The organism is Micromonospora sp. NPDC000663 (assembly GCF_042898105.1).
In the GTDB taxonomy this organism is placed as follows: Bacteria; Actinomycetota; Actinomycetes; order Mycobacteriales; family Micromonosporaceae; genus Micromonospora.
Map to the genome: position 1 here is coordinate 470311 of NZ_JBIAYR010000003.1, position 20039 is coordinate 490349.

General features: G+C 73.0%; 20 protein-coding genes. 10 read left to right on the top strand and 10 right to left on the bottom strand.

Going from position 1 to position 20039, the window contains the following annotated elements; translation table 11 throughout:
* Positions 1-26: 26 nt before the first annotated feature.
* The 3 genes from ACFY1S_RS14465 to ACFY1S_RS14475 all read right to left on the bottom strand — a co-directional run bounded on the left by ACFY1S_RS14465 (position 27) and on the right by ACFY1S_RS14475 (position 5351).
* Positions 27-626 carry a TetR/AcrR family transcriptional regulator gene (locus ACFY1S_RS14465; RefSeq protein ID WP_387117135.1) on the bottom strand — a complete coding sequence of 200 codons (600 nt, stop codon included), beginning with the start codon at positions 624-626 and terminating at the stop codon, positions 27-29.
* Between the two features lie 73 nt (positions 627-699).
* The gene (locus ACFY1S_RS14470) at positions 700-3561 is read right to left on the bottom strand and encodes a hypothetical protein (RefSeq protein WP_387117137.1); all 2862 of its coding nucleotides are present in this window, start codon (positions 3559-3561) and stop codon (positions 700-702) included.
* A 2-nt stretch (positions 3562-3563) separates the two neighbouring features.
* Entirely contained in the window at positions 3564-5351 is a 1788-nt protein-coding gene (locus ACFY1S_RS14475) for an HSP90 family protein (RefSeq protein WP_387117140.1), read from the bottom strand.
* Positions 5352-5471: 120 nt separating this feature from the next.
* Between ACFY1S_RS14475 and ACFY1S_RS14480 the strand changes: the two genes are divergently transcribed.
* The gene (locus tag ACFY1S_RS14480; RefSeq protein ID WP_387117143.1) at positions 5472-6680 is read left to right on the top strand and encodes an MFS transporter; all 1209 of its coding nucleotides are present in this window, start codon (positions 5472-5474) and stop codon (positions 6678-6680) included.
* On the opposite strand, the gene ACFY1S_RS14485 is transcribed toward ACFY1S_RS14480, so the two are convergent.
* Positions 6677-7834, bottom strand: a complete 1158-nt coding sequence (locus ACFY1S_RS14485; protein ID WP_387117146.1) for an FAD-dependent oxidoreductase — start codon at positions 7832-7834, stop codon at positions 6677-6679. The two genes, ACFY1S_RS14480 and ACFY1S_RS14485, sit on opposite strands and share 4 nt — an antisense overlap.
* A gap of 107 nt (positions 7835-7941) precedes the next feature.
* Here ACFY1S_RS14485 and ACFY1S_RS14490 point away from each other — a divergent pair, with 107 nt between their 5' ends.
* The 3 genes from ACFY1S_RS14490 (at position 7942) to ACFY1S_RS14500 (ending at position 10313) form a co-directional block, all read left to right on the top strand.
* Positions 7942-8514, top strand: coding sequence for a TetR family transcriptional regulator (locus ACFY1S_RS14490; RefSeq protein ID WP_387117149.1), 573 nt, complete (start codon positions 7942-7944; stop codon positions 8512-8514).
* Positions 8515-8583: 69 nt separating this feature from the next.
* Positions 8584-9129, top strand: coding sequence for a SigE family RNA polymerase sigma factor (locus tag ACFY1S_RS14495; RefSeq protein WP_364370079.1), 546 nt, complete (start codon positions 8584-8586; stop codon positions 9127-9129).
* Complete coding sequence (locus ACFY1S_RS14500; protein ID WP_387117154.1) at positions 9126-10313, top strand: hypothetical protein; 1188 nt, start codon at positions 9126-9128, stop codon at positions 10311-10313. The genes ACFY1S_RS14495 and ACFY1S_RS14500 overlap by 4 nt, the downstream gene beginning before the upstream one ends.
* 50 nt (positions 10314-10363) lie before the next feature.
* On the opposite strand, the gene ACFY1S_RS14505 is transcribed toward ACFY1S_RS14500, so the two are convergent.
* From ACFY1S_RS14505 to ACFY1S_RS14515, 3 genes are all read right to left on the bottom strand, one after another.
* A complete protein-coding gene (locus ACFY1S_RS14505; protein WP_387117157.1) occupies positions 10364-11266 on the bottom strand; it encodes a sulfurtransferase in 903 nt (300 codons plus the stop codon).
* A gap of 72 nt (positions 11267-11338) precedes the next feature.
* Positions 11339-11785 carry a hypothetical protein gene (locus ACFY1S_RS14510; protein WP_387117160.1) on the bottom strand — a complete coding sequence of 149 codons (447 nt, stop codon included), beginning with the start codon at positions 11783-11785 and terminating at the stop codon, positions 11339-11341.
* Positions 11786-11787: 2 nt separating this feature from the next.
* Positions 11788-12555, bottom strand: coding sequence for an SGNH/GDSL hydrolase family protein (locus ACFY1S_RS14515; protein WP_357992559.1), 768 nt, complete (start codon positions 12553-12555; stop codon positions 11788-11790).
* Between the two features lie 249 nt (positions 12556-12804).
* Here ACFY1S_RS14515 and ACFY1S_RS14520 point away from each other — a divergent pair, with 249 nt between their 5' ends.
* From ACFY1S_RS14520 to ACFY1S_RS14545, 6 genes are all read left to right on the top strand, one after another.
* Positions 12805-13929: a transporter substrate-binding domain-containing protein gene (locus tag ACFY1S_RS14520; RefSeq protein ID WP_387117163.1), complete on the top strand. Its 1125-nt coding sequence runs from the start codon at positions 12805-12807 to the stop codon at positions 13927-13929.
* Positions 13893-14933, top strand: coding sequence for a hypothetical protein (locus tag ACFY1S_RS14525; protein WP_387117166.1), 1041 nt, complete (start codon positions 13893-13895; stop codon positions 14931-14933). The genes ACFY1S_RS14520 and ACFY1S_RS14525 overlap by 37 nt, the downstream gene beginning before the upstream one ends.
* 119 nt (positions 14934-15052) lie before the next feature.
* The gene (locus ACFY1S_RS14530) at positions 15053-16822 is read left to right on the top strand and encodes a proline--tRNA ligase (RefSeq protein WP_387117169.1); all 1770 of its coding nucleotides are present in this window, start codon (positions 15053-15055) and stop codon (positions 16820-16822) included.
* A gap of 56 nt (positions 16823-16878) precedes the next feature.
* Positions 16879-17304, top strand: coding sequence for a CBS domain-containing protein (locus ACFY1S_RS14535; RefSeq protein ID WP_354945799.1), 426 nt, complete (start codon positions 16879-16881; stop codon positions 17302-17304).
* 25 nt (positions 17305-17329) lie between these two features.
* The gene (locus ACFY1S_RS14540; RefSeq protein WP_387117173.1) at positions 17330-17758 is read left to right on the top strand and encodes a SufE family protein; all 429 of its coding nucleotides are present in this window, start codon (positions 17330-17332) and stop codon (positions 17756-17758) included.
* A gap of 20 nt (positions 17759-17778) precedes the next feature.
* On the top strand, positions 17779-18414 hold the full coding sequence (locus ACFY1S_RS14545) for a DsbA family protein (protein WP_387117176.1): 636 nt from the start codon (positions 17779-17781) through the stop codon (positions 18412-18414).
* A gap of 53 nt (positions 18415-18467) precedes the next feature.
* Here the strand turns inward: ACFY1S_RS14545 and ACFY1S_RS14550 are convergent, their stop codons facing one another.
* The 3 genes from ACFY1S_RS14550 to ACFY1S_RS14560 form a co-directional block, all read right to left on the bottom strand.
* The gene (locus tag ACFY1S_RS14550; protein WP_387117678.1) at positions 18468-19016 is read right to left on the bottom strand and encodes a YbaK/EbsC family protein; all 549 of its coding nucleotides are present in this window, start codon (positions 19014-19016) and stop codon (positions 18468-18470) included.
* A gap of 83 nt (positions 19017-19099) precedes the next feature.
* Positions 19100-19294, bottom strand: a complete 195-nt coding sequence (locus ACFY1S_RS14555; protein ID WP_278136729.1) for a hypothetical protein — start codon at positions 19292-19294, stop codon at positions 19100-19102.
* A 74-nt stretch (positions 19295-19368) separates the two neighbouring features.
* Positions 19369-20022, bottom strand: a complete 654-nt coding sequence (locus ACFY1S_RS14560; RefSeq protein WP_387117179.1) for a GAP family protein — start codon at positions 20020-20022, stop codon at positions 19369-19371.
* Positions 20023-20039: the final 17 nt, after the last annotated feature.

The window sequence follows — 20039 nt, forward strand, 5'->3', positions numbered from 1 at the left end:
GACCGGTACGCCGGTGACGAGTCGACTCAGGCGAGCAGCGCGGCCAGGGCGGCGCCGCGCAGCAACTCGGCCCGGCGTCGCCGGTCCACCTCGCCACCGAGGAACGGCGTCGAGTTCATCAGGCCGAACGCGGCGTGGGCGAGCACGCGCGCCTCACCGTCGGGCATACCCGGGTGCAGCGCGGTGAGCACCGTCACCCACTCCTCGACGTACATCCGTTGCAGACGGCGGATCCGCCGCCGTGGCTCGTCGGGCAGGCGGTCCAACTCGTGCAGGTGCAGGGCGATGACCGCCGGGTTGGCAAGCGCGAACTCGACGTGGAAGTCGATAAGCGACTCCAGCACCTGGCGCGGGTCGTCCGGATGCCCGGCGGAGCGTTCGCGCCCGCCGGCCAGCAGCCCCTCGCTGACCGGGATCAGCGCGGCGGCAAGCATCGCCTCCTTGCCTGCGAAGTGGTGGTAGAGCGCCGGACCGGTGACTCCGGCGGCCGCGCCGATGTCGTCCATCGACACGCCGTGGTAGCCCCGGGCGGCGAACAGACCGACCGCGATCTCCAGGATCTCGTCCTTGCGGGACCGGCGCCGGCCCGCGCCCGCCGCCCCCCGTGCCTGCTGCTCCACCGTCACCGGGCAAGCGTAGACCGCGCACCGACCACGGTGGGTCGCCGGTCAGCGAGGGGTCGCGCACACCCCTGCCCGCTCAGTCGTCCGCGTCCAGGTCGTGCTCCGTCCGCAGGGCGGCCGCCTCGTCGGGCCGGTCCAGCAGGTCCAGGGCGCGGGCCAGCAGCCAGGCCGTCTGGCGGACCGGCCGCGAGTCGGCCGGGAGCCCACCGAGGACACGCCGCAGGAGCTGTTCCGCCTCGGCCGGCCGGTCCAGTCGCAGCAGCAGCTCACCGGTGAGAGTCTCCACCTGCGCCGCCTCGCCGAACGCCTCGATCGACCGCAACCGGTCCGGCACCCCGTCGAGCCGGGCCAGCGCCTCGTCCGGTCGGCCCTCGGCCGTCAGCACCCGCGCGCCCGCCTCGGCGGCCATCGCCAACTCGTACGTCACAGGTGGATCCGGCTGCCCGGCCAGCGTCGCCGCCAACCCGTCCACCTGCTCGACGGCACGGATCGCCGCCGACCGGTCGTCGGCCCAGAACCACGCGTACGCCTCCCGCCGGCGCGCCCGCAACTCGTCGAGCGGCAGGCCGCCGAGCCGGTACGCCGTGGCCGCCGCCGCGAACCGTTCGGCACCGGCGGCGTCCCGGTCCGCGTCGTACAGGATGCCGCCGGCCTCCTCCAGCACCTGCGCCCGGTGCGGGAGGTTGTCCGGGCCGTCCAGGTTGCCGGCCAACTGCTCCAGCAGGGCCAGCGCCGGGTCGATCTCGCCGAGCCCCGCGTACACGCCGGCCAGCAGGTGCCGGCACCGGTCCGCCTCGGCCTGGGCGCCCATCCGGTCGAGACCGAGCACGGCCTCCTCGGCGACCTCGGCGGCCTCGGCGAGCCGACCCACCATCCGGTACGCGTTCGCCAACTCCCAGCGCAGGAAGGAGTCCCCCTCGGCGCCCCGCTCCACGCAGAGCGTCACCGCCTCGACGAACTCGTCCACCGCCTCGGGGGCGCGGCCGGCGGAGAGCAGCGCGCGGGCGCGGGCGACGCGTACCGGCAACTCCGCGTCCGCAGGTGCCACCCGCAGGGCCTCGTCGCAGGCGTCCACCGCGTCCGCGGGATCGTCCACGGTACGGGCGTACGTCAGGCAGGAAGCCGTGACCAGTTCGCCGACGCCCAGCTCACGGCCGATCCGGCGGGCCTCGGCGGCGGCAGCGCGCGCCTCCTCGACCCGCTCGGACTGCTCCAGCAGGTGCGCGCGGTGCAGCGCGATCCGGGCCGCCAGGTGTGGATCGCCACCGGCGTCGGCGGGCACCAGGTCGAGGGCCGCGAGCGCCTCCGCCCAGCGTTCCCGGTGCAGCAGCGCCAACGCCACCCGGTCGTGGGCGGCGGACCGCTGCCGGGCGTCGCCGTCCCGGTCCAGTGCCTCGGCGGCCTCCCGGACCAACGTCAACCCCTCGTCGGCGTCGTCGTCGGAGCGGGTCAGCAGCACTCCGAGCCGTCCGGCGACCACGTGGGCGGTCACCGCCTCACCTGCCTCGCGGTACAGCTCAAGTGCAGCCCGGTTCATCTCGATCGCAGCCGGGATGTCGTCCTCGTCGCCGAGTTCGGCCGCCCGCATCGCCAGCCGGTGCGCTGCCGTACGCGGGGGGACTTCCTCGGAGCCGAACCGCTCGTCGTAGGCGGCCAGCGCCGCCCGGAACCTCGCCGGGTCGTGTCGACCCCAACTCTGCTCGGCGAGAGCCAGCAGCTCGTCCGGGCCGGCGTCGGCGGGCACGACAACCACCGGCGCCTCGGCCTGCCGCTCCGCGCCGGCACGCACCGGGGCCGGCTCCTGCCCGATCGGGCGCGGTGCGCGTCGGCGGACGCTCGCGGACAGCGGCAGATGCTGGCCGTCCGGCCGCACGGCGAGCCGGCGGGCGATCCACTCCGACTGGTGGGTGGTGCCGTTGCGGGAGTCGAAGCGTGCGGCCAACCCGGTCGCGGTCCGCGTCAACTCGTCGGCCAGCGCCAGTGCCGCCACCTCGCCGGCGGGCCGGCCCTCGGCGGCCCGCCGGTACACGGTCACCGCGCCGCTCTGGCCGGCCTGGCGCAACGCGGCAGCTGCCGTCGCCGCGAAGTGCATGGCGGCGGCAGGTGACGGTGCCCGGTCCAGCCAGTCCAGGTGCCGTTCGACGAGTTCCACCGCACGCGCCTCGTTGCCCGTCATCGTGCAGAACTCGATGTGGTCGCCGATGTCCCACAGGTTGGCGAGGTTGCCGCGCAGCCGGCGGTACGCCTCCCGGTGCGCGTCCCGCGCCGACTCACCGCGCCCGGTGCGCAGGTACGGCAGGAGCAGGGCCGTGAGGATCGACTGGGGCTGCTCGTTGCAGCTGAGCCGGCCGGCGAGCACCGGCTCGGCCAGTGCCACCGCCTCCGCATCCCGTCCGCTGTCAGCGAGGTAGCCCACCTGGCTCGTCGGATCACAGCCGGCGCAGTCGGAGAGGTCGTCGCGCGGTGTGGTCTGCCAGAGCCGGTACCAGTGCGCTGCCGCGTCGGCGTCCCCCACGTGGTCGGCGACCCGGAACCGGTGCTTGTGGACGGTCTGCAGGCTGTGCCCGCCGGCCCGGTAACGGCGCTCCATGTCGTCGAGCACGGCGTACGTGCGGTCCAGCGGCACCTCGGGGAAGTTCAGCAGACCGGAGATCATGTACTTGAAGTGCCAGAGCAGGTTGTGCAGGTGACGCTGGTGGTAGGGCTGCGGGTCGCGGTCGAACTCGGCCAGGCACCAGGAGAAGGTCACGAAGGACTTCGCCGGCTCCCCGCCGTAGATGTAGCCCACGGTGGACTGCATCCGGGTGACGAAGGCCAGGTGCCTGTCGTCGGCGGCGTCCACCCGGCGCAGCAACTGTTCCAGGGCGGCGATCTGCCCCGCCCCGTACGGCATGTCGGTGATGCCGCGCAACGCCCGCCACAGATCCTCGTCGCTCATGCTCACTCCCGTCCCGGCACGGCCCGGCCGAGCAGGCCGAGGAAGGAATCGTTGAGCAGCGCCGCGTCGGCCGCGCGGATCGGATGGTGACCGAGCAGCAACGCCTGCCCGTACAGCGCCTCGATGGCGAGCCCCACCAACTCCGGGTCGGCCAGCATGGTGACCCGGCGGACCAGCGGATTGCGGTGGTTGAGCACCAACTGTGGACGGTCCGGTGGGGCGGTGGCGGCGAGCGCGTCGAGGACGCCGCCCCACAGCTCGTCGGCCCGGTCCCGGCTGGCCGCGAGCTGTTCGTTGAACGCCGCCGACCGGCTCACCAGGTAGAGGGCGGGCAGCGACACCGGGTCGTACGCGCGGATCACCACCTCGCAGCCGGACCGTTCGACGGCCCGTTGCGCGGCGCTGAGGAACGGCCGCAGCGCCAGCTCCACCTGCGGGTCGAGGCCCTCGAAGCGGGTCGTGAGGTCGCTCGGTTCCAGCCGCTCGATCAGCACCGAGCGGTCCACCGCCGGCAGCCGCTCGATCAGCTCGGTGTCGTACGTGTAGCCGGCGTTGACCACCGCCAGGTCCTGCGCGGCGGCCACGGCGGCGAGCTGGCGGAACTCGTCCAGGCTCGCCGCGTAGCGCACGACGCCGTGGCGTTCCCGGAACTCGGCGAGGGTGAGCGTGCCGACGTTGGTGTCCATCGGCCACCACCTGTCGACCAGCCGCAGCATCTCGTCGTCGTGCAGCGCCAACGCCTTAACGCCGAGGTGGTGCACCTGGAGGAACTCGGCCAGCCGGTGCGGGTCGTGCCGGGCCAGCCGGACCAGCCAGCCGCGTACCTGGTCGCCGAGCGCCTCCCGGGTCGCGGCCAGCAGGGTGTCCTCGTAGAGGGCCTCGCGGCTCGCGGTGGGGCGCAGCTCGGTGGCGTCCACCACGCAGTGGGCGAAGAACGCCCAGTCCGGCAGCAGCCCGTCGGCGTGCTCGGTGAGCAGCATCCGCTTGAGGTAGACCCGGTGTCCCGCGCGGGCGGCCGGGTTCACCGGGGTGGGCAGGACGACTGCGACACCGGTCAGCCCGGCCTCCGCGACTGTCAACGGCAGCACGTCGAACGGGTCGACGCCGAGCGTCTCCCTCGCGTACGCGACGAGGGCCGCCCGGTCGACAGGTGCCCCCGGCGTGGTGGGCCACGGCGGCTCGCCAGTGGTGGTGACGACGTCACCGACCCGCACGGTGACCGGCAGCAGCGAACCGAAGAGGCGAGCCAGGTCGGTGACCGTCGGCGTGGTGAACCACTCGTCGGCGTCGGGGCGGGGCACCAGCGTGACTGTGGTGCCCGGTTCGGCGCGGGCGGCCTCCGGCGGTGCGACGCTCACCGCGTACCTGCCGTCGGCGTACCCGGTCCAGCGGACCGTGGGGTGTTCGCCGTTGCGGGTGAGCACCTGGATCTCGTCGGCGACCAGGAAGCAGGAGAGCAGGCCGATGCCGAACTGGCCGAGGAACTCGTGGCGGGAGAAGCCCAGCTCGTCCCGCTTGGAGCTGCGGCCGATGGTGGCCAGCAGCTCGTGCACCTGCGCCTCGGTGAGGCCGATGCCCGTGTCGTGTACCCGCAACGTGCCGTCGCCGGTCAGCTCGGGGGCTTCGATGCGGATCAGGGCGGGCGCGTCCGGTTCGGTCGAGCGCCGTGCGGTGATCGCGTCCACGGCGTTCTGCAACAGCTCGCGGACGTAGACCCGCGGGCTGCCGTAGAGGTGGTGACTGAGCAGGTCGACCACGCCACGGAGGTCGACCTGGAAGGTGTGGTCCACGCCTGTTTTCTCCCCCGGTCCCGAATACCGGCGCCCACCGTACCGATGATCACCGACGGGCGCGTCCCCCGTTCGCGGCGGCTTGACCCTCGACCCGGTCGAACCCGCACGGTCTCCGGCATGAGAGCTTCCGTTCTCGGTCGGGACTTCCGGCTGCTGTGGTGCGCCACCGTCTCGTCGCGGTTCGGGGACGCGCTTCGTACGCCGGCTCTGGCCCTGCTGGCGGCGGCGCTGACCCGCGACCCCCGGGTCATCGCCGCGGTCACACTGGTCGCGCAGGTGCCGCCACTGCTCTTCGGCCTGCTCGGCGGCGTGTACGCCGACCGTTGGGACCGCCGTCGGACGATGGCCCTGGTAGACGGGATACGCGCCGGGGTGGTGGCGGCGTTGGCGGTGGCTGTCGCCGTCGACCGGGCCGGCATCGCGGCCCTGCTGGTGGCGGCGTTCCTCCTTGCCGCGCTGGGCACGCTCTTCGACTCGGCCTCGTTCGCACTGCTTCCCGCGCTGGTGGCGCCGGCCGCGCTGCCCCGGGCCAACGGCCGCCTCCAGGCGGGTACGGCGGTGGCCGGCGGTTTCCTCGGTGCGCCCGCCGCCGGTGTCCTCTTCGCCGTCGCACCGGCCCTGCCGTTCGCTCTGGACGCCGTCACCTTCGCGGTGGCCGCCGTGCTGGCACTGGCCTTGGCCCCGGCGCCCGTGGCCGACCCGACCGCCGGATCCGCCGCGCCCCGCGGGTCGGTGTGGGGCGAGATCGTCGAGGGAGTGCGGTGGCTGCGTGGCCACCGGACACTGTGGCACGTCACAGTGCTCGCCGCCGGGTGCAACCTGGCGATCAGCGGCCTCATGGCGGTGCTGGTGCTGTACGCCTTGGACGTGCTGCGCGTGCCGCCGGCCGGGTACGGGCTGTTCGCCGCGTCGGCGATCGTCGGCGGCCTGGCCGGGGCACTGGGCGCGGGTCGGCTCGCCGCCCGGCTCGGCACGGTGCGGGCGCTGTGCGCGGTGCTCGCCGCGCAGACCGTGGCGTTGGGCGGGTTCGCGCTGGCCCGGCATCCGGTGCCGGGCGGGTTCGCGCTTGCCGTCTTCGCCGCCGGGACTGTGGTGTGGAACAGCCTGTGGGCGTCGTACGGGCAGCGGCACGTGCCGGCGGGGCTGCTGGGTCGGGTGGGTGCGGCCCAGCGGATGGTGGGTCTGCTCACCGCTCCGGTCGGCGCGGCACTCGCCGGACTGGTCGCCGCCGCATCGGGGACGGTGCCGGTGATGTGCGCCGCCGCGGCCACGTTCGCGCTGGTGAGCGTGGCGGCGTGGCGGACCCTTCGACGGGGTGCCGTCTAGTGCGTGGCCCGTTCCCGGTGGGACAACCCGGACAGGCGCAGCGCGATCCGCCGCCGGACCGGTGGCACGCCGCCGAGCAGCCGGAGCAGCACGTCGCGGGCCGGCCGGCGGGCCGGGGAGGTGGTGGCCAGCCGGGTCAGCCCGGAGGCGAAGCTCAGCACGTCCTCGGCCATCGGGCGCTGCCGGGCGTCGTACCCGTCCAGGACCGTCTCGGATCCGCCGTCCAGCACGTCGGCCAGCGCGGTACCGAGGGCCACCGCGTCGCAGATCCCCAGGTTCATACCCTGACCGCCGGCAGGGCTGTGCACGTGCGCGGCGTCCCCGGCGAGCAGCACCGGACCGGCGCGGAAGGTGTCGGCGATGCGGTGCCGCACCCGGAACCGGGAACCCCACAGCACAGCGGTCACCCGGTCCGGCCGCCGTCTCGGGCCGCGTTCGTCGAGCAGCGCCTGGAGGTACGCCGCGTCCGGTTCGGCGGGTGCCGTCGGTACCGCGGCGACGATCCGGACCACACCGTCCGGCAGCGGCGCCCAGACCAGCGGCCCGGGGCGGGCGAGGAACAGCGCCGCCTCGTCGCGGGGCAGCACGCTGTGCACGCGTACGTCGGCGAGCACGAAGGACTCCTCGTCGCTCGGGCCGGTGAAGCCGATGCCTGCCGCCTGCCGGACGGTGCTGTGCAGGCCGTCCGCACCGACCACGTACCTGGCGCGCAGCTCGGCGCCGTCGACCTGCGCGCGTACGCCGTCGGCGGTGTGGCTCAGGCCGGTCAGCCGGCACGGCCGCCGCACCCGCACGCCCAGGTCGGCCAACTGGTCGGTGAGCACCTTCTCGGTGACGGCCTGGGAGACCAGCAGCGCGTAGGGAAAGCGGGACGGCAACCCGTGGAACGGGACCGCCAGCAGCACCCGGTCGCGGTCGCGGACCGTGAAGCGCGGCGCTCGCACGCCCTGGGCGACGAGCGGAGCCGCGGCGCCGATCCGGTCCAGCACCTCCAGGGTGTACGCGTGCACGACCGCCGCCCGGGAGGTCACCGGCGCGGCGGCGACCTGGTCGAGGACTGTCACGTCGGCTCCGCGTCGGGCGAGTGTCAGCGCGGTGGCGAGGCCGGTGGGGCCCGCCCCCACCACCAGGACGTCGGTACTCGTGGGCAGCATTGCCACCTCCGGAACGACAGTTGCCAACACGCGTTGGCAAACATTTGTTGGCAACGGTAGAAGCCCGTCGATTGCGTGTCAACAGGTGTTGGCATACGGTCGTTGACATGACAGCTCCCGCCCGTCCCCGCCGCTCGGACGCCACCCGGGCGGCGATCCTGCGAGCCGCCCGGGAACGGTTCGCCGCAGACGGGTACGAACGCGCCACCATCCGGGCCATCGCCGCCGACGCCCGGATCGACCCGTCGATGGTCATGCGCTACTACGGCAGCAAGGAGGGGCTCTTCGCGGCGGCGGCCGAGTTCGACCTGCGCCTGCCCGACCTGACCGCCGTCCCTCCCGCGCAACTCGGCGAGGCGCTGATCCGGCACTTCCTCGCCCGCTGGGAGGGAGACGAGACGCTCGTCGCGCTGCTACGCGCCGCCAGCACCAACCCGGGCGCGGCCGAACGGATGCGCGGCATCTTCGCCGACCAGCTCGCCGCGGCCGTCGCCACGTTCGACACCGAGGCGCGGACGACCGGCCGACGCGCCGGCCTGGTGGCAAGTCAGATCCTCGGCCTCGCCTTCACCCGTTACATCGTCCGTCTTCCGCCCATGGTGGACGCCGCACCCGAGGACCTGGTCTCCTGGATCGGGCCGACTCTCCAGCGCTACCTGACCGGGCGGCCGGAGGACTGACCCAACCTTTTCCCTCTCCCCGTGCGTCTGCCAGGTGACGCGCGACGCGACGGCCGGAAGGGGGGGCGGATGGGATCGACGGCGAACGACGACGGCCGCGACGGCTACCTCGCCTTCGTGGAGACCCACCAGCACCGGCTGCTGCGCGCGGCCTATTTGATCTGCGGCAACCGGCACCAGGCCGAGGACCTCCTCCAGGACGCCCTGTTGAAGCTGGCGCTGCGCTGGTCGTCGGTACGCGACGGCGACCCCGCCGCGTACGTGCGGACGATCCTCTACCGCGACGCGGTGTCCTGGTGGCGTCGCCGTCGCCGCGAACGGCTCAGCGCCGCGCCGCCGGAACAGGTGGCCCCAGACCGGGACGGCGCGTTGCGGCTGACGCTGCACGACGCGCTGGGGCAACTGCCGCCGCGGCAGCGGGCCGTCCTGGTGCTGCGCTACTACGAGGACCTGACCGAGGTCGCCACCGCGGAGGCGCTGGGGGTGACCGTCGGCACCGTGAAGAGCCAGTGCCACGCCGCCCTGCGCCGGCTCCGCGAGGTGGCTCCGGACCTCACAGTGGACACCCGGCCGGCCCCGGGCGCGGCAGCCACAGGCCTGGAGGTGAACCCGTGAACGAGCAGGATCTCCGTCGACTTCTGACAGTCAGCGTCGAGGACGTGCTGCCCAGCCAACCCGCGACGGCAGGCTGGGACCGGGCGCGGCGCACCAGGCGTACCCGGCGGGCGGTCGGTGCGGTCGCCCTGGCCGTGGCACTGATCGGCGGCGGCACGGTGGCCGTGCTCCGACCACCTGCCGATCCTCCACCGGACCACCCGGTGGCCCCGACCCCGACCGTCGAACCCACCCACGCCGGTCCCGTGCAGCGGCCCCCCGCCGAGCTGACCTACCCACCCGACCCGCTGGCCCGGCTCGCCGACCCGCCGACCGTGCCGCTGTCCGAGCGGCCGGTCCGGCAGGCGCTGGCGCTGTACCAGCCCCTGGACGAGGAGGGACGTGCCGTCGGACCGGTCCGGGTCCTCGGCGACGACGGTGTCGTACGCGGTCTGGACGTGGTGACGCTGGCGCCCACCCGGGACGCGGGCGGCAACGAGGCCGCCGCCGTGAAACCGGGGGTACTGTCGCCGGACGGCCGATGGGCCGCGTTCGCGCAGACCAACGAGCTGATCATGGTCGACCTCACCAGAGCCGGTGTACGCCGGATCCCGCTCGACGGCTACCTGGAGCTGGTGGTCTGGGCGAGCGACCGGGTGCTTGTCGGCGGCGACAACCGGACGTACACGGTGGAGCGGGACACCGACGCGGCGAGCACCATCGACGTGTCCGCCTGGGACGTGGTGGCACCCGACCCGTCGGCCGGCCGCGAGGCCGCGCTGATCGAGATGATCGGCGAGCGGGGTGGCCTGACGCTGCGCAGCCGGACCGCCCGCGACGCCACGCTCCGCTCGGAACAGCGGATCACCGATGACGCGCTGCCCGCGCCGTACCAGGTGAACGAGTTCTACGGGCGGGGCTGGCTGCACGGTGGACGGATCGCCACCGGGGCGTGGATCGTCAGCGGCGAGATCGACGGCGCGGAGGGGGCGGCCGTGCTGGACGCGCGCACCGGTGCCGTGACCCACCTGCTCGACCTGGGCCGGGACCGCGCCAAGGGCTGCTGCCCCGTGCTGGGCTGGGACAACAGGGGCGCTGTGCTGCTCCGCCTGGACCCGGCCGGGTTGGCACGCTGGAACCCGGAGACCGGCGAGATCACCGGCATCGTCCGCGACCTGCGCGGCGTGGTCGCCCTCGCGGGCTGACCACCGGTCCCCGCGCGGCCGTCACGGTCACGCGGGGACGGTGGGGTCGCTCAGTTGGCGAGGCCGCCGGGCTGGTCACCCTTGACCACTGGTGCCCGGACCAGGTTGCCCCACTCGGTCCACGAACCGTCGTAGTTGCGCACCTGCGGGTAGCCCAGCAGGTGCCGCAGCACGAACCAGGTGTGGCTGGACCGTTCACCGATCCGGCAGTATGCGATCACGTCGTCGTCCGGACTCAATCCGAGCTGGTCGGCGTAGATCGCCTTCAGTTCGTCGGCGGACTTGAACGTGCCGTCCTCGTTGGCGGCGGACTTCCACGGCTTGCTCACCGCACCCGGGATGTGCCCGCCGCGCAGCGCGCCCTCCTGCGGATAGTGCGGCATGTGCAGCATCTCGCCCGTGTACTCACCCGGCGACCGGACGTCGACGAGCGGCCGACCGGCGGCGACGTGGGCCATGACCTGCTCGCGGTACGCCCGCAGCGGCGCGTCGTCGCGCAGCGGCACCGGATAGTCGGCGCGGGGACGGGCCGGCTTGTCGCGGGTCACCTCGCGACCCTCGGCGATCCACTTCTGCCGACCGCCGTCGAGCAGCCGTACGTCGGCGTGGCCGAAGAGCGAGAACACCCAGAGGGCGTACGCGGCCCACCAGTTGAAGTTGTCGCCGTAGAAGACGACCGTGTCGCCCCGGCCGATGCCCTTCGCGGCACACAGCTCGGCGAAGCTCTTCGCGTCCAGGTAGTCCCGGGTCACCTGGTCGTTCAGCTCCAGGTGCCAGTCGACCTTCACGGCGCCCGGGATGTGACCGGATTCGTAGAGCAGCACGTCCTCGTCGGACTCGACCACCACGAGGCCCTCGTCGCCCAGGTGCTCGGCCAGCCACTCGGTGGTGACCAGCCGCTGCGGGTCCGCGTACGACTGGAGGCGGGGATCAGGATCGTTGGGCACAGACATGATCCCCAAACTACGCCGCAACTCCGCCCGCCGACCGACCATCGGGTGCGACGCGGCCCACGTGGTGTCGGGTCAGGCCCGGCGGTGGGCGATCCGGCCGGCGACAACTGTCACCAGGCAGGCGTCGTCGGCGTCGTACACCGCGAGGTCGGCCCGCCCGCCCGGACGCAGGGTCACCGCCACGGGCGCGGGCAGCACGAGCAGGTCGTTCCGGTCGACGGCGGCCCGCAGCGCCGGATCGGCGAGTTGTTCCGCCAGCACCGCTGTGACTCCGTTCCGCAGCAGCGCGTGCACCCGCTCCCGCGGAGTGGGTGCCGCCGGCAGCGGACCGTCGTGCAGCCGCCCCGGCCCCAGCGTGCCCGGCCAACGGCGGAGCCGCACACCCTCGTACGCCTCGGTCAGCTCGGCCAACGGGCCGACGGCCCGGACGCGGTCGCCGTCGACGAGGACTGCGTGCTCCGGCACCGGTTCGCCGTCGGGCGTGTGCCGCAGCAGTGGCGCGGTGTGCAGGGTGCGCACCGTCAGTCGACGATCGGCCCGAGCAGCGGACGCTTGGCGGTCACCGTGTCGCCGGACGACCGGCCGGTGAGCCGCCGCTTGATCCACGGGGCGAGGTGCTGCCCGGCCCAGCGCAGGTCGGCGGCGCGGGCGGCCAGCCACGGCGACGGCGCCGGATGCGGCGGGACCATCAGCCACTCCTCGTCGCAGCCCACCCCGAGCGCGTTGAGCACCTGCGCGGCGACCCGTCGGTGCCCGGCCGCGGAGAGGTGCAGCCGGTCCGTGCTCCAGAGCATCGGGTTGAGGAAGGTGTCGTCGGCGTACAGGTCGACCATGATCGCGCCGTGCCGCTCGGCGGTCTCGCCGACCGCCTGGTTGAGCAACTGCACGCGGGGAGCGACGAGGCGCTGACCGGGCAGCCGGGCCATCACGTCGGCGAAACGGAAGAGCAGCACGTCAGCGCCGCCCGAGCGCAACTGCCGGACCACCTCGTCGAAGCGGGCGACAAGCGTGTCCGGGTCGAAGGTGCGACGCAGCACGTCGTTCCCGCCGGCCGCGAAACTGATCAGATCCGGCTTCATCGCCACGGCGGAGGGCACCTGCTCGGCCACCACGCTGGGGAAGAGCCGGCCCCGGATGGCGAGGTTCGCGTACCGGAAGTCGGGGCCCGCCTCGGCGGCGAGCCGGGTCGCGACCAGATCCGCCCAGCCCCGGTACGAGCCGTCCGGGTACGCGTCGTCCATGCCCTCGGTGAAGCTGTCCCCGACCGCGACAAAACTGCGCCAGCGCACCCGCGCCCCCCTCACGACACCCGTTGCCTGCGGCGACCAGTCTGTCACCGGGGACGCGGTGCGCGGTGCCCCGACCGGTCGACGTGGCGGAGGTCATCCGCGGGTGTCCTCCCGGTCGAGCCGCGTGCGCGCTCCGGACCCATGTCGATCATGGGCCCGGACGGAGTGCGCGCGGCGGGTCGCCACGGCTCGCTCGCAGACCCCACAATGGAGGGCCGGTCAGCGGGGCCAGGCAGCGGGGAGGCCGAGTTGAGTCAGGCAAGCGAGCCGAGCCCCGCCGGGCCGGCCACACCTACACGCAGCGCCCGCACCCGCCAGATCCGAGTCGTGGGACTTGTCGTCGCATTGGCCGTCCTGGCGGCGGCCCTGGTCCCGATCGTGCTCGCCGTGGGCCCCCCGACCCGCGATGAGCTGCTGGAGCAGGCCGGCATGAAGGGCAAGCAGCAACTGGTCATCGGGGTGAAGGACGACCAGCCGGGCATCTCCCAGCGGTTCTCGAACAACGTCTGGAAGGGCTTCGACGTCGACATCGCCTATATGATCGCCAGCTTCCTCGGGTTCGACCGCTCCCAGGTGCGGTTCCTGCCCATCGAGAGCGAGGACCGGGCCCGGCGGCAGGCCAGCGACGGGGACGGGTTCGTCACCGTCGACCTCGTCATCGCGTCGTACAGCATCAACAAGAAGCGTGAGGAGGAGGGCGCGGTCTTCTCCTCCGCCTACCTGCACACCGAGCAGTCGGTGGTCACCCTGCAGAGCTTCAAGGGGCCGGTGAGCAGTCTCCAGGATCTCGCCGGGCGGTCGGTCTGCTCGCTCACCACCTCGACCTCGATCGACCGTCTGACCGAGGCCGGCGCGAAGCCCAGGGGCCGGAACCGGATCAGCGAGTGCATCCAGGAGTTGTACGACGGCGAGGTGGAGGCCGTGACAACCGACGCCGCGATCCTCGCCGGCTTCGTCACCGCCGACCGGCCGGGCGACGACGGTCAACGCTTCCCGGTCACCCTCCGGAACACCAAGCCTCTGCGGCACTGGGACATCGGCTCCTCCCCCCAGGAGAGGTGGGGTGTCAACACCGGCCCCAACCAGGCGCTCCGCGACCTGGTCAACCTCGCGCTGTACACGTCGGCAAACGACGAGGAGAACGCGACCTGGGAGAACGCGTACAACGCCAACCTCCGCTGGCAGCAGCAGTACAACCCCGGCCAGCCGGTCGCGGAGCAGGAGCAACCCGAGGCTCGGAAGGTGGAGGTGCGGCAGTGGCCGTGGGAGAGGATCGCGCTGCCGGCGCCGGCGCACCCCGGATCGCCACCGACCTCGGTGACGGCAAACCGCGCCGGATGGCGGGGGCGCGGCAGGCGCAGCAGTGGCTGCTGACCCTCCTGCCCGCGTTCCCCGTCCTGCTCCTGGTTCTACGGCTGTGGCAGCTCAGTCGACAGGACATGTCGACGATGCTGCTTCTGGTGCAGTACGTCAGCCCTCTCGGCCTGCTGAGCGCCCTGCTGATCGCCCTGGTGTGGGCGTTCCCCGTGGTGGTGCTCGCGTTCGGCGTGCTCGGTCGGCTGCTCCGTCTCAGCGCCCCTGACCGCTTCGACCCGGAACGGTCGCTGCTGGCCTCGGGGACCGCGCGTACCCCCGGTTGGGTGATCAGCGCGGCCGTCGCGCTGGGGGCACTGACCTGGCAGCTCCGCTTCCTGCCGTCGCTGCTGATGCTCGGTCTCTGGCTGCTCGCCCTGCGGACCCGCTACCTGCACCCGGACCAGCCGACCCGGATCCTGGTGGTGACAGTGGCGCTGCCGGTGGCGGCGGCGGTGCTCGCGTACAGCGTCCTGGCTCCGGCGATCTGGACGGCGGTCCAGGAGGGCGAGTTGTCCACGGCGGCGCTGCTCGCGGTGCCGCCCGCCGCCACCCTGCTGCTCACCGGTCCGATCCCCGGCTGGATCGCCCCGGCGCTGACCCACGGGCTGGCGTTCACGGTCGCCGCCGTGCTCCCGGTGGTGATGGGAGCCGTCTTCCTCCGGGTGCCGCTGCTGCCCATCGCCGCGATCGAGGTCGATCCGAAGAAGGCCGCCGAGGCTCCCGTGAGCGACGCGGTTCCGTCGCCGCCCGACCGGGCCGGTCTGGAGGTGGTGCTCGGCTCGCTCATCACGGTCACCGACACGTCGACGATCGTGCTGGACCAGAGCGGCCGTGTGCGGTTCCTGCCGAACGGCCAGGTCGAGTCGCAGGTCCTCTGCCCGCAGGCGGCGCAGGTGCCGTACAGCCTGGTGTCGGTACGCGGCTGGCCGGTGGAGGAGACCGCCCTGGACTGGATGATGCCCCGGCGGCAGATGGTCGACCCGGACGTGCGCTGCGAGGGCCGGCTTCCCGGCGCGGGATGACAGTGCGGAGAGGACCGCGGCCAACACCCGGCCGGGTCGGACGCCGATGGTTGCCGTCGTGGGCGGGCTGGGACCGAAATGGATCGCTCACGCTGCCGCACCGGTCGTAGGCTGCGCGGATGCTGCTACGCATGTCGACCCTGTTGCTGCGGACCCTTCGCGAGGATCCGGCCGACGCGGAGGTGCCGAGTCACCGGCTGCTGCTGCGCGCCGGTTACATCCGCCGCGCCGCGCCGGGCGGCTACACGTGGCTGCCGCTGGGCAAGCTGGTGCTGGACCGGATCACCGAGATCGTCCGCACCGAACTGACCGCGATCGGCGACCAGGAGGTGCACTTCCCGGCGCTGCTGCCCGCCGAGCCGTACCGGACCAGCGGCCGGTGGACGGAGTACGGCGACGACATCTTCACCCTCGCCGACCGGCGCGGCGCCGAACACCTGTTGGCGCCCACCCACGAGGAGATGGCGGCGCTGCTGGTCAAGGACGTGTTCACCTCGTACCGGGATTTCCCTGTGACGCTGTTCCAGGTGCAGACGAAGTTCCGCGACGAGGCGCGACCCCGGGCCGGTGTGCTGCGCGGCCGGGAGTTCCTGATGAAGGACGCGTACTCGTTCGACCTGGACGATGCGGGGTTGCGGGACGCGTACGCGCGGCACCGGGTGGCGTACCAGCGGATCTTCGAGCGGCTGGGCCTTGAGCACACGGTCGTGCACGCGATGTCCGGTGCGATGGGCGGTTCGGCGTCGGAGGAGTTCCTGGCCGCGACGCCTGTCGGTGAGGACACTTTCGTCGGCTGCACCGCCTGCGACTACGCGGCGAACACCGAGGCGGTGGTCACCCGGGCGCCCGCTGGCGCAGACCCGGCCGCTCAGCCGGCCGTCGAGGTGCACGACACCCCGGAGACCGCGACCATCGCCAGCCTTGTCGAGCTGGCCAACGTCCGCCGGCTCGGTGGTCGGGACGGCTGGACCGCCGCCGAAACGTTGAAGAACGTCGTGTTGACCGTCCGCCAACCGGGGGCCGAGCGGGCCGAGCTGCTGGTGGTCGGGCTGCCCGGTGACCGGGAGGTCGACCTGAAGCGCCTGGGTGCCGCGCTGGAGCCGGCCCAGGTGGCCGTCTTCGACGACTGGGCCGCGCATCCGGAACTGGTACGCGGGTACATCGGCCCGCAGGTGCTGGACAAGCTGGGCATCCGCTACCTCGTCGATCCCCGGGTGGTGCCCGGCTCCTCGTGGCTGACCGGCGCGAACGAGCCCGGCCGGCACGCGACAGGGGTGGTCTGCGGGCGGGACTTCACGCCCGACGGGACGGTCGAGGCGGCCGAGGTGCGCGCCGGGGATCCCTGCCCCGCGTGCGGCGACGGCGAGCTGACCATCAGGCGGGGCATCGAGATCGGGCACATCTTCCAACTCGGACGCCGGTACACCGACGCGTTCGCTGTCGACGTGCTCGGTCCGGCCGGCAAACCGGTCCGGCCCACCATGGGTTGCTACGGCATCGGGATCTCCCGGGCGGTCGCGGCCATCGCCGAGCAGCACCACGACGACCGGGGGCTGATCTGGCCGGCAGCGGTCGCGCCGTGCGACGTACACCTGGTGGTGGCGGGCAAGGGGCGGCAGCTCGACGCGGCGCTGGAGTTCGGCGGGCGCCTCGCCGCCGCCGGCCTGCGCGTGCTCGTCGACGACCGGACGCACGTCTCGGCCGGGGTCAAGTTCACCGACGCCGAGCTGATCGGCATCCCGCGCGCCGTCGTGGTCGGCCGCCGTCTGGCCGAGGGGTACGTGGAGTTGCGCGAGCGGGCCGGTGACGGGCGCGTGGAGTTGCCGGTGGACGGTCTGGTCGAGCGGATCGTCGACGAGGTGCGTCGGGAGCGTGCAAACCTGGTGTAGCGGCAGCGTCACGGGGTAGTGCAGTTCGATCGGGTGCAAACGCTTCGGAGGCTTTCATGACCGGTTACCGGGTCAGCGACGTCATGACCAAGCAGGTCGTCTACCTGCCGGTGGAGACGACCCTGGACGAGGCGGCCAGGGTGATGAAGGAGGCGGACATCGGCGATGTGGTGGTCACCGACGGCGCCAGTCTCGCCGGCATGCTCACCGACCGGGACATCGTGGTGCGGGCCGTTGCGGAGAACAGCTCGCCGGCGGCCACCACGATCGGCTCGATCGTCACCCGTGAGGTAGTGATGATCGAGCAGCACTGCACGGCGGGCGAGGCGGCGGCGTTGATGCGCGACCGGGGGATCCGACGGGTGCTCGTCTGCGACAGCGACCGCAAGCTCGTCGGGATCGTCTCGCTCGGCGACCTGGCCATGCAGCTCGACCCGACGAGCGCGCTCAGCGAGATCAGCGAGCAGTCCCCGACGGTCTAGGAACGGCCGGCGGTAGCCTCGACGCATGGCTGACATGCCGGCCCGACTGGCCGAGATCGTCGACGAGTTCGCCGCCGCGCCGCGGGACCTGGTGCTGGAGATGCTGCTGGAATACTCCGACGCCATCCCCCCGCTGCCCGACGGCGCCGCCGACCGCGAGGGCATGGAGCAGGTGCCGGAGTGCCAGACGGCGTTCTTCCTGCGCGCCCGGGTGACGGCGCAGGGCACCGTCGAGACTCTCTTCGACTGCCCGCCCGAGGCGCCCACCACCCGGGCGTTCGCCGGCATTCTCGCCGAAGGGCTGGCCGGGGCGAGCGCCGAGGAGGTGCTTGCCGTGCCGGACGACCTCTACCAGCGGATGGGTCTGGCCCAGGCGATCAGTCCACTGCGGGTACGCGGCGGCACGGCGATCCTGGGCCGGCTCAAGCGGCAGGTCCGGGAACAACTCGGCTGACCTGGCAGTTGCCAGCGGTCATGGAGATCGAGATCTACGCGGACCTCGTCTGCCCCTGGTGCTACATCGGCAAGCACCGGCTGGAGCAGGCCCTCGCCAGCTACGGCGGCGAGGTGACGGTCCGCTACCGGCCGTTCCAGCTCGACCCGTCGCCGGTCGCGGAGCCCCTGCCGCTGGTGCGGGCGATGGCCGCCAAGTTCGGCGGGCCGGAGCGCGCCCGGCAGATGTTCGACCACGTGACAGCGGTCGCGGCGGGTGACGGACTGCGGCTGGACTTCGACCGCGCGGTGATCGCCAACACCTTCGACGCGCACCGGCTGGTCGCGTACGCCACCGACCACGGTCGGGCCGGCGAGATGGTGGAGGCGCTCTACCGGGCGCACTTCACCCAGGGCGTCGACCTCGGCTCGCGGGAGGCGCTGGCCGCCGTCGCCGGCGGGATCGGCCTGGACGCCGCCGACGCACGCCGGTTCCTCGACTCCGACGAGCGGACCGCCGACGTCACCGCCGGCCTGGCCACGGCACGGGAGCTGGGCATCACGGGCGTCCCGATGTTCGTACTGGCCGGGAAGTACGCGGTGTCCGGCGCGCAGGAGGCGCAGACGCTGCTCGCCGCACTCGCCGAGGTCGAGCAGCGCGAGGCCGCCGCCAACTGACCCATCGACCGTTGTGATGTTTCACGTGCAACGGTATCGACGCCGATGCCTGGTCAGGCCGGTCGGGCCAGCCCTTCCACCACCTGCGCACCGGGCAGTGCGCCAAGCGCCGGCCCCGGCAGGGCGATCTTGCTGTGGCGTACGCCGGATCCGATGATCACGTGCGGTGTGGCGATCACCCGCGAGTCCACAAGGATCGGCCACTGCGCCGGCAGCCCGATCGGGGTGATGCCGCCGTACTCCATGCCGGTCAGCGCCACCGCGTCGTCCATCGGGGCGAAGCTGGCCTTGCGGACGTCAAGCGCGCGGCGGGCCACCCCGTTCACGTCGGCCCGGGTGGTGGCCAGGACGACGCAGGCCGCGTAGCGGACCACGCCCTCACGCTTGCCCGCCACCACGACGCAGTTGGCCGACACGTCAAGCCCCACCTCGTACGCGGCACAGAACGCGGCGGTGTCGGCGAGCTCGGCGTCGATCGGCGCGACAAGCACGTCGTCGACGTCCACCGGCGCCTCGGCGGGCCACTGCGCGATGGCCTCCGCGACCGGAGGGGCGAGCAGGTCGAGGCGGGCGCGGGCGGGTTCGGTCTTCAGCGTTCCCATCACGGGTGCGATCCTCGCATCTGCCGCGACGGACCGCCCGGCGACTCCCGGGCCGCCCTCGGACGTCACCCCCGTACCGGGACTCAACTGCCCGCCAGGAACGCGTTGTCGCGCATGAAGGAACGGTCGCGGGCAGCCGCCAGCTCCTCTTCGCGCCGGGCCTTGGCCCGCTGTAGCTCCAGATCCTCGAGAGCGTGCCGGACACCCAACCGGATCACGCCGTAGAGGAAGACGAAGCCGAAGACGTAGAGGATCACCGTGGTGACGACAGCGAACATGCCGTCACGGTAAGACGAACGTGAACGGTCGCAGCTCTCATCTCCGCCCGGTTCCCCCGTACGTGTCGGCGGCCTCACCCCGAGCGCACCAGGTCCACGACTGTCAGCAGCGCGAAGAAACCGATGAGCACCTCGTCGACCACCCAGGAGTGCCCCTCGGCCCATTCCCGCATCCGGGCCAGCGACCGCACGGCGCGCGGCCCGAGGAGCAGCAGCGCCAGCAGCGGCAGGGCGAGGAGTGCGACCGTGACCAGCACGAACGGCAGCAGGTTCCACCAGGGCAGGTCGTGCCGGGCGACGCTCGCGCCCACCGCGGCCATGGTCAGGTCGTCGCTTGGCGTCACCACGAAGAGCAGCACGCAGAGTCGCGCCGCCCGGGCCGGCCCGGCGTGCCCGAGGTCCCCCAGCCACCGCGGCGGCCCGGCCCGGCGCCGCCGCAGCCACACCACAGCGGCGAGGGCGACCAGCAGGACGAGCACCACCACGTCGATGGCGGGACCCCTGTCGACCCGGCCGGCGAAGGCACCGGCGTCGCTGGCCACACCGCCCACCAGTCGGGTGAGCAACCAACTCGCGGTCACCCCGATGGTCACCACCAACCCGCCGCCGAGTAGGAAGCCCAGCGACGCGGCCCGCGGCCGATCCGACGAGGCGAGAAAGACGGCCACGACCACCTTGGTCCCGGCGACCATCACCACGGCCAGCGGCAGCACGGTCAGGAAACTCATCGCCCGCCATCCTCCCG

Bases quoted from the DNA above. Each gene is read 5' to 3' on its own strand.
- ACFY1S_RS14470 (WP_387117137.1), bottom strand. From the start codon at position 3,561: ATGAGCGACGAGGATCTGTGGCGGGCGTTGCGCGGCATCACCGACATG.
- ACFY1S_RS14480 (WP_387117143.1), top strand. From the start codon at position 5,472: ATGAGAGCTTCCGTTCTCGGTCGGGACTTCCGGCTGCTGTGGTGCGCC.
- ACFY1S_RS14485 (WP_387117146.1), bottom strand. From the start codon at position 7,834: ATGCTGCCCACGAGTACCGACGTCCTGGTGGTGGGGGCGGGCCCCACC.
- ACFY1S_RS14490 (WP_387117149.1), top strand. From the start codon at position 7,942: ATGACAGCTCCCGCCCGTCCCCGCCGCTCGGACGCCACCCGGGCGGCG.
- ACFY1S_RS14495 (WP_364370079.1), top strand. From the start codon at position 8,584: ATGGGATCGACGGCGAACGACGACGGCCGCGACGGCTACCTCGCCTTC.
- ACFY1S_RS14505 (WP_387117157.1), bottom strand. From the start codon at position 11,266: ATGTCTGTGCCCAACGATCCTGATCCCCGCCTCCAGTCGTACGCGGAC.
- ACFY1S_RS14525 (WP_387117166.1), top strand. From the start codon at position 13,893: ATGGCGGGGGCGCGGCAGGCGCAGCAGTGGCTGCTGACCCTCCTGCCC.
- ACFY1S_RS14530 (WP_387117169.1), top strand. From the start codon at position 15,053: ATGCTGCTACGCATGTCGACCCTGTTGCTGCGGACCCTTCGCGAGGAT.
- ACFY1S_RS14535 (WP_354945799.1), top strand. From the start codon at position 16,879: ATGACCGGTTACCGGGTCAGCGACGTCATGACCAAGCAGGTCGTCTAC.
- ACFY1S_RS14540 (WP_387117173.1), top strand. From the start codon at position 17,330: ATGGCTGACATGCCGGCCCGACTGGCCGAGATCGTCGACGAGTTCGCC.
- ACFY1S_RS14545 (WP_387117176.1), top strand. From the start codon at position 17,779: ATGGAGATCGAGATCTACGCGGACCTCGTCTGCCCCTGGTGCTACATC.
- ACFY1S_RS14550 (WP_387117678.1), bottom strand. From the start codon at position 19,016: ATGGGAACGCTGAAGACCGAACCCGCCCGCGCCCGCCTCGACCTGCTC.
- ACFY1S_RS14555 (WP_278136729.1), bottom strand. From the start codon at position 19,294: ATGTTCGCTGTCGTCACCACGGTGATCCTCTACGTCTTCGGCTTCGTC.
- ACFY1S_RS14560 (WP_387117179.1), bottom strand. From the start codon at position 20,022: ATGAGTTTCCTGACCGTGCTGCCGCTGGCCGTGGTGATGGTCGCCGGG.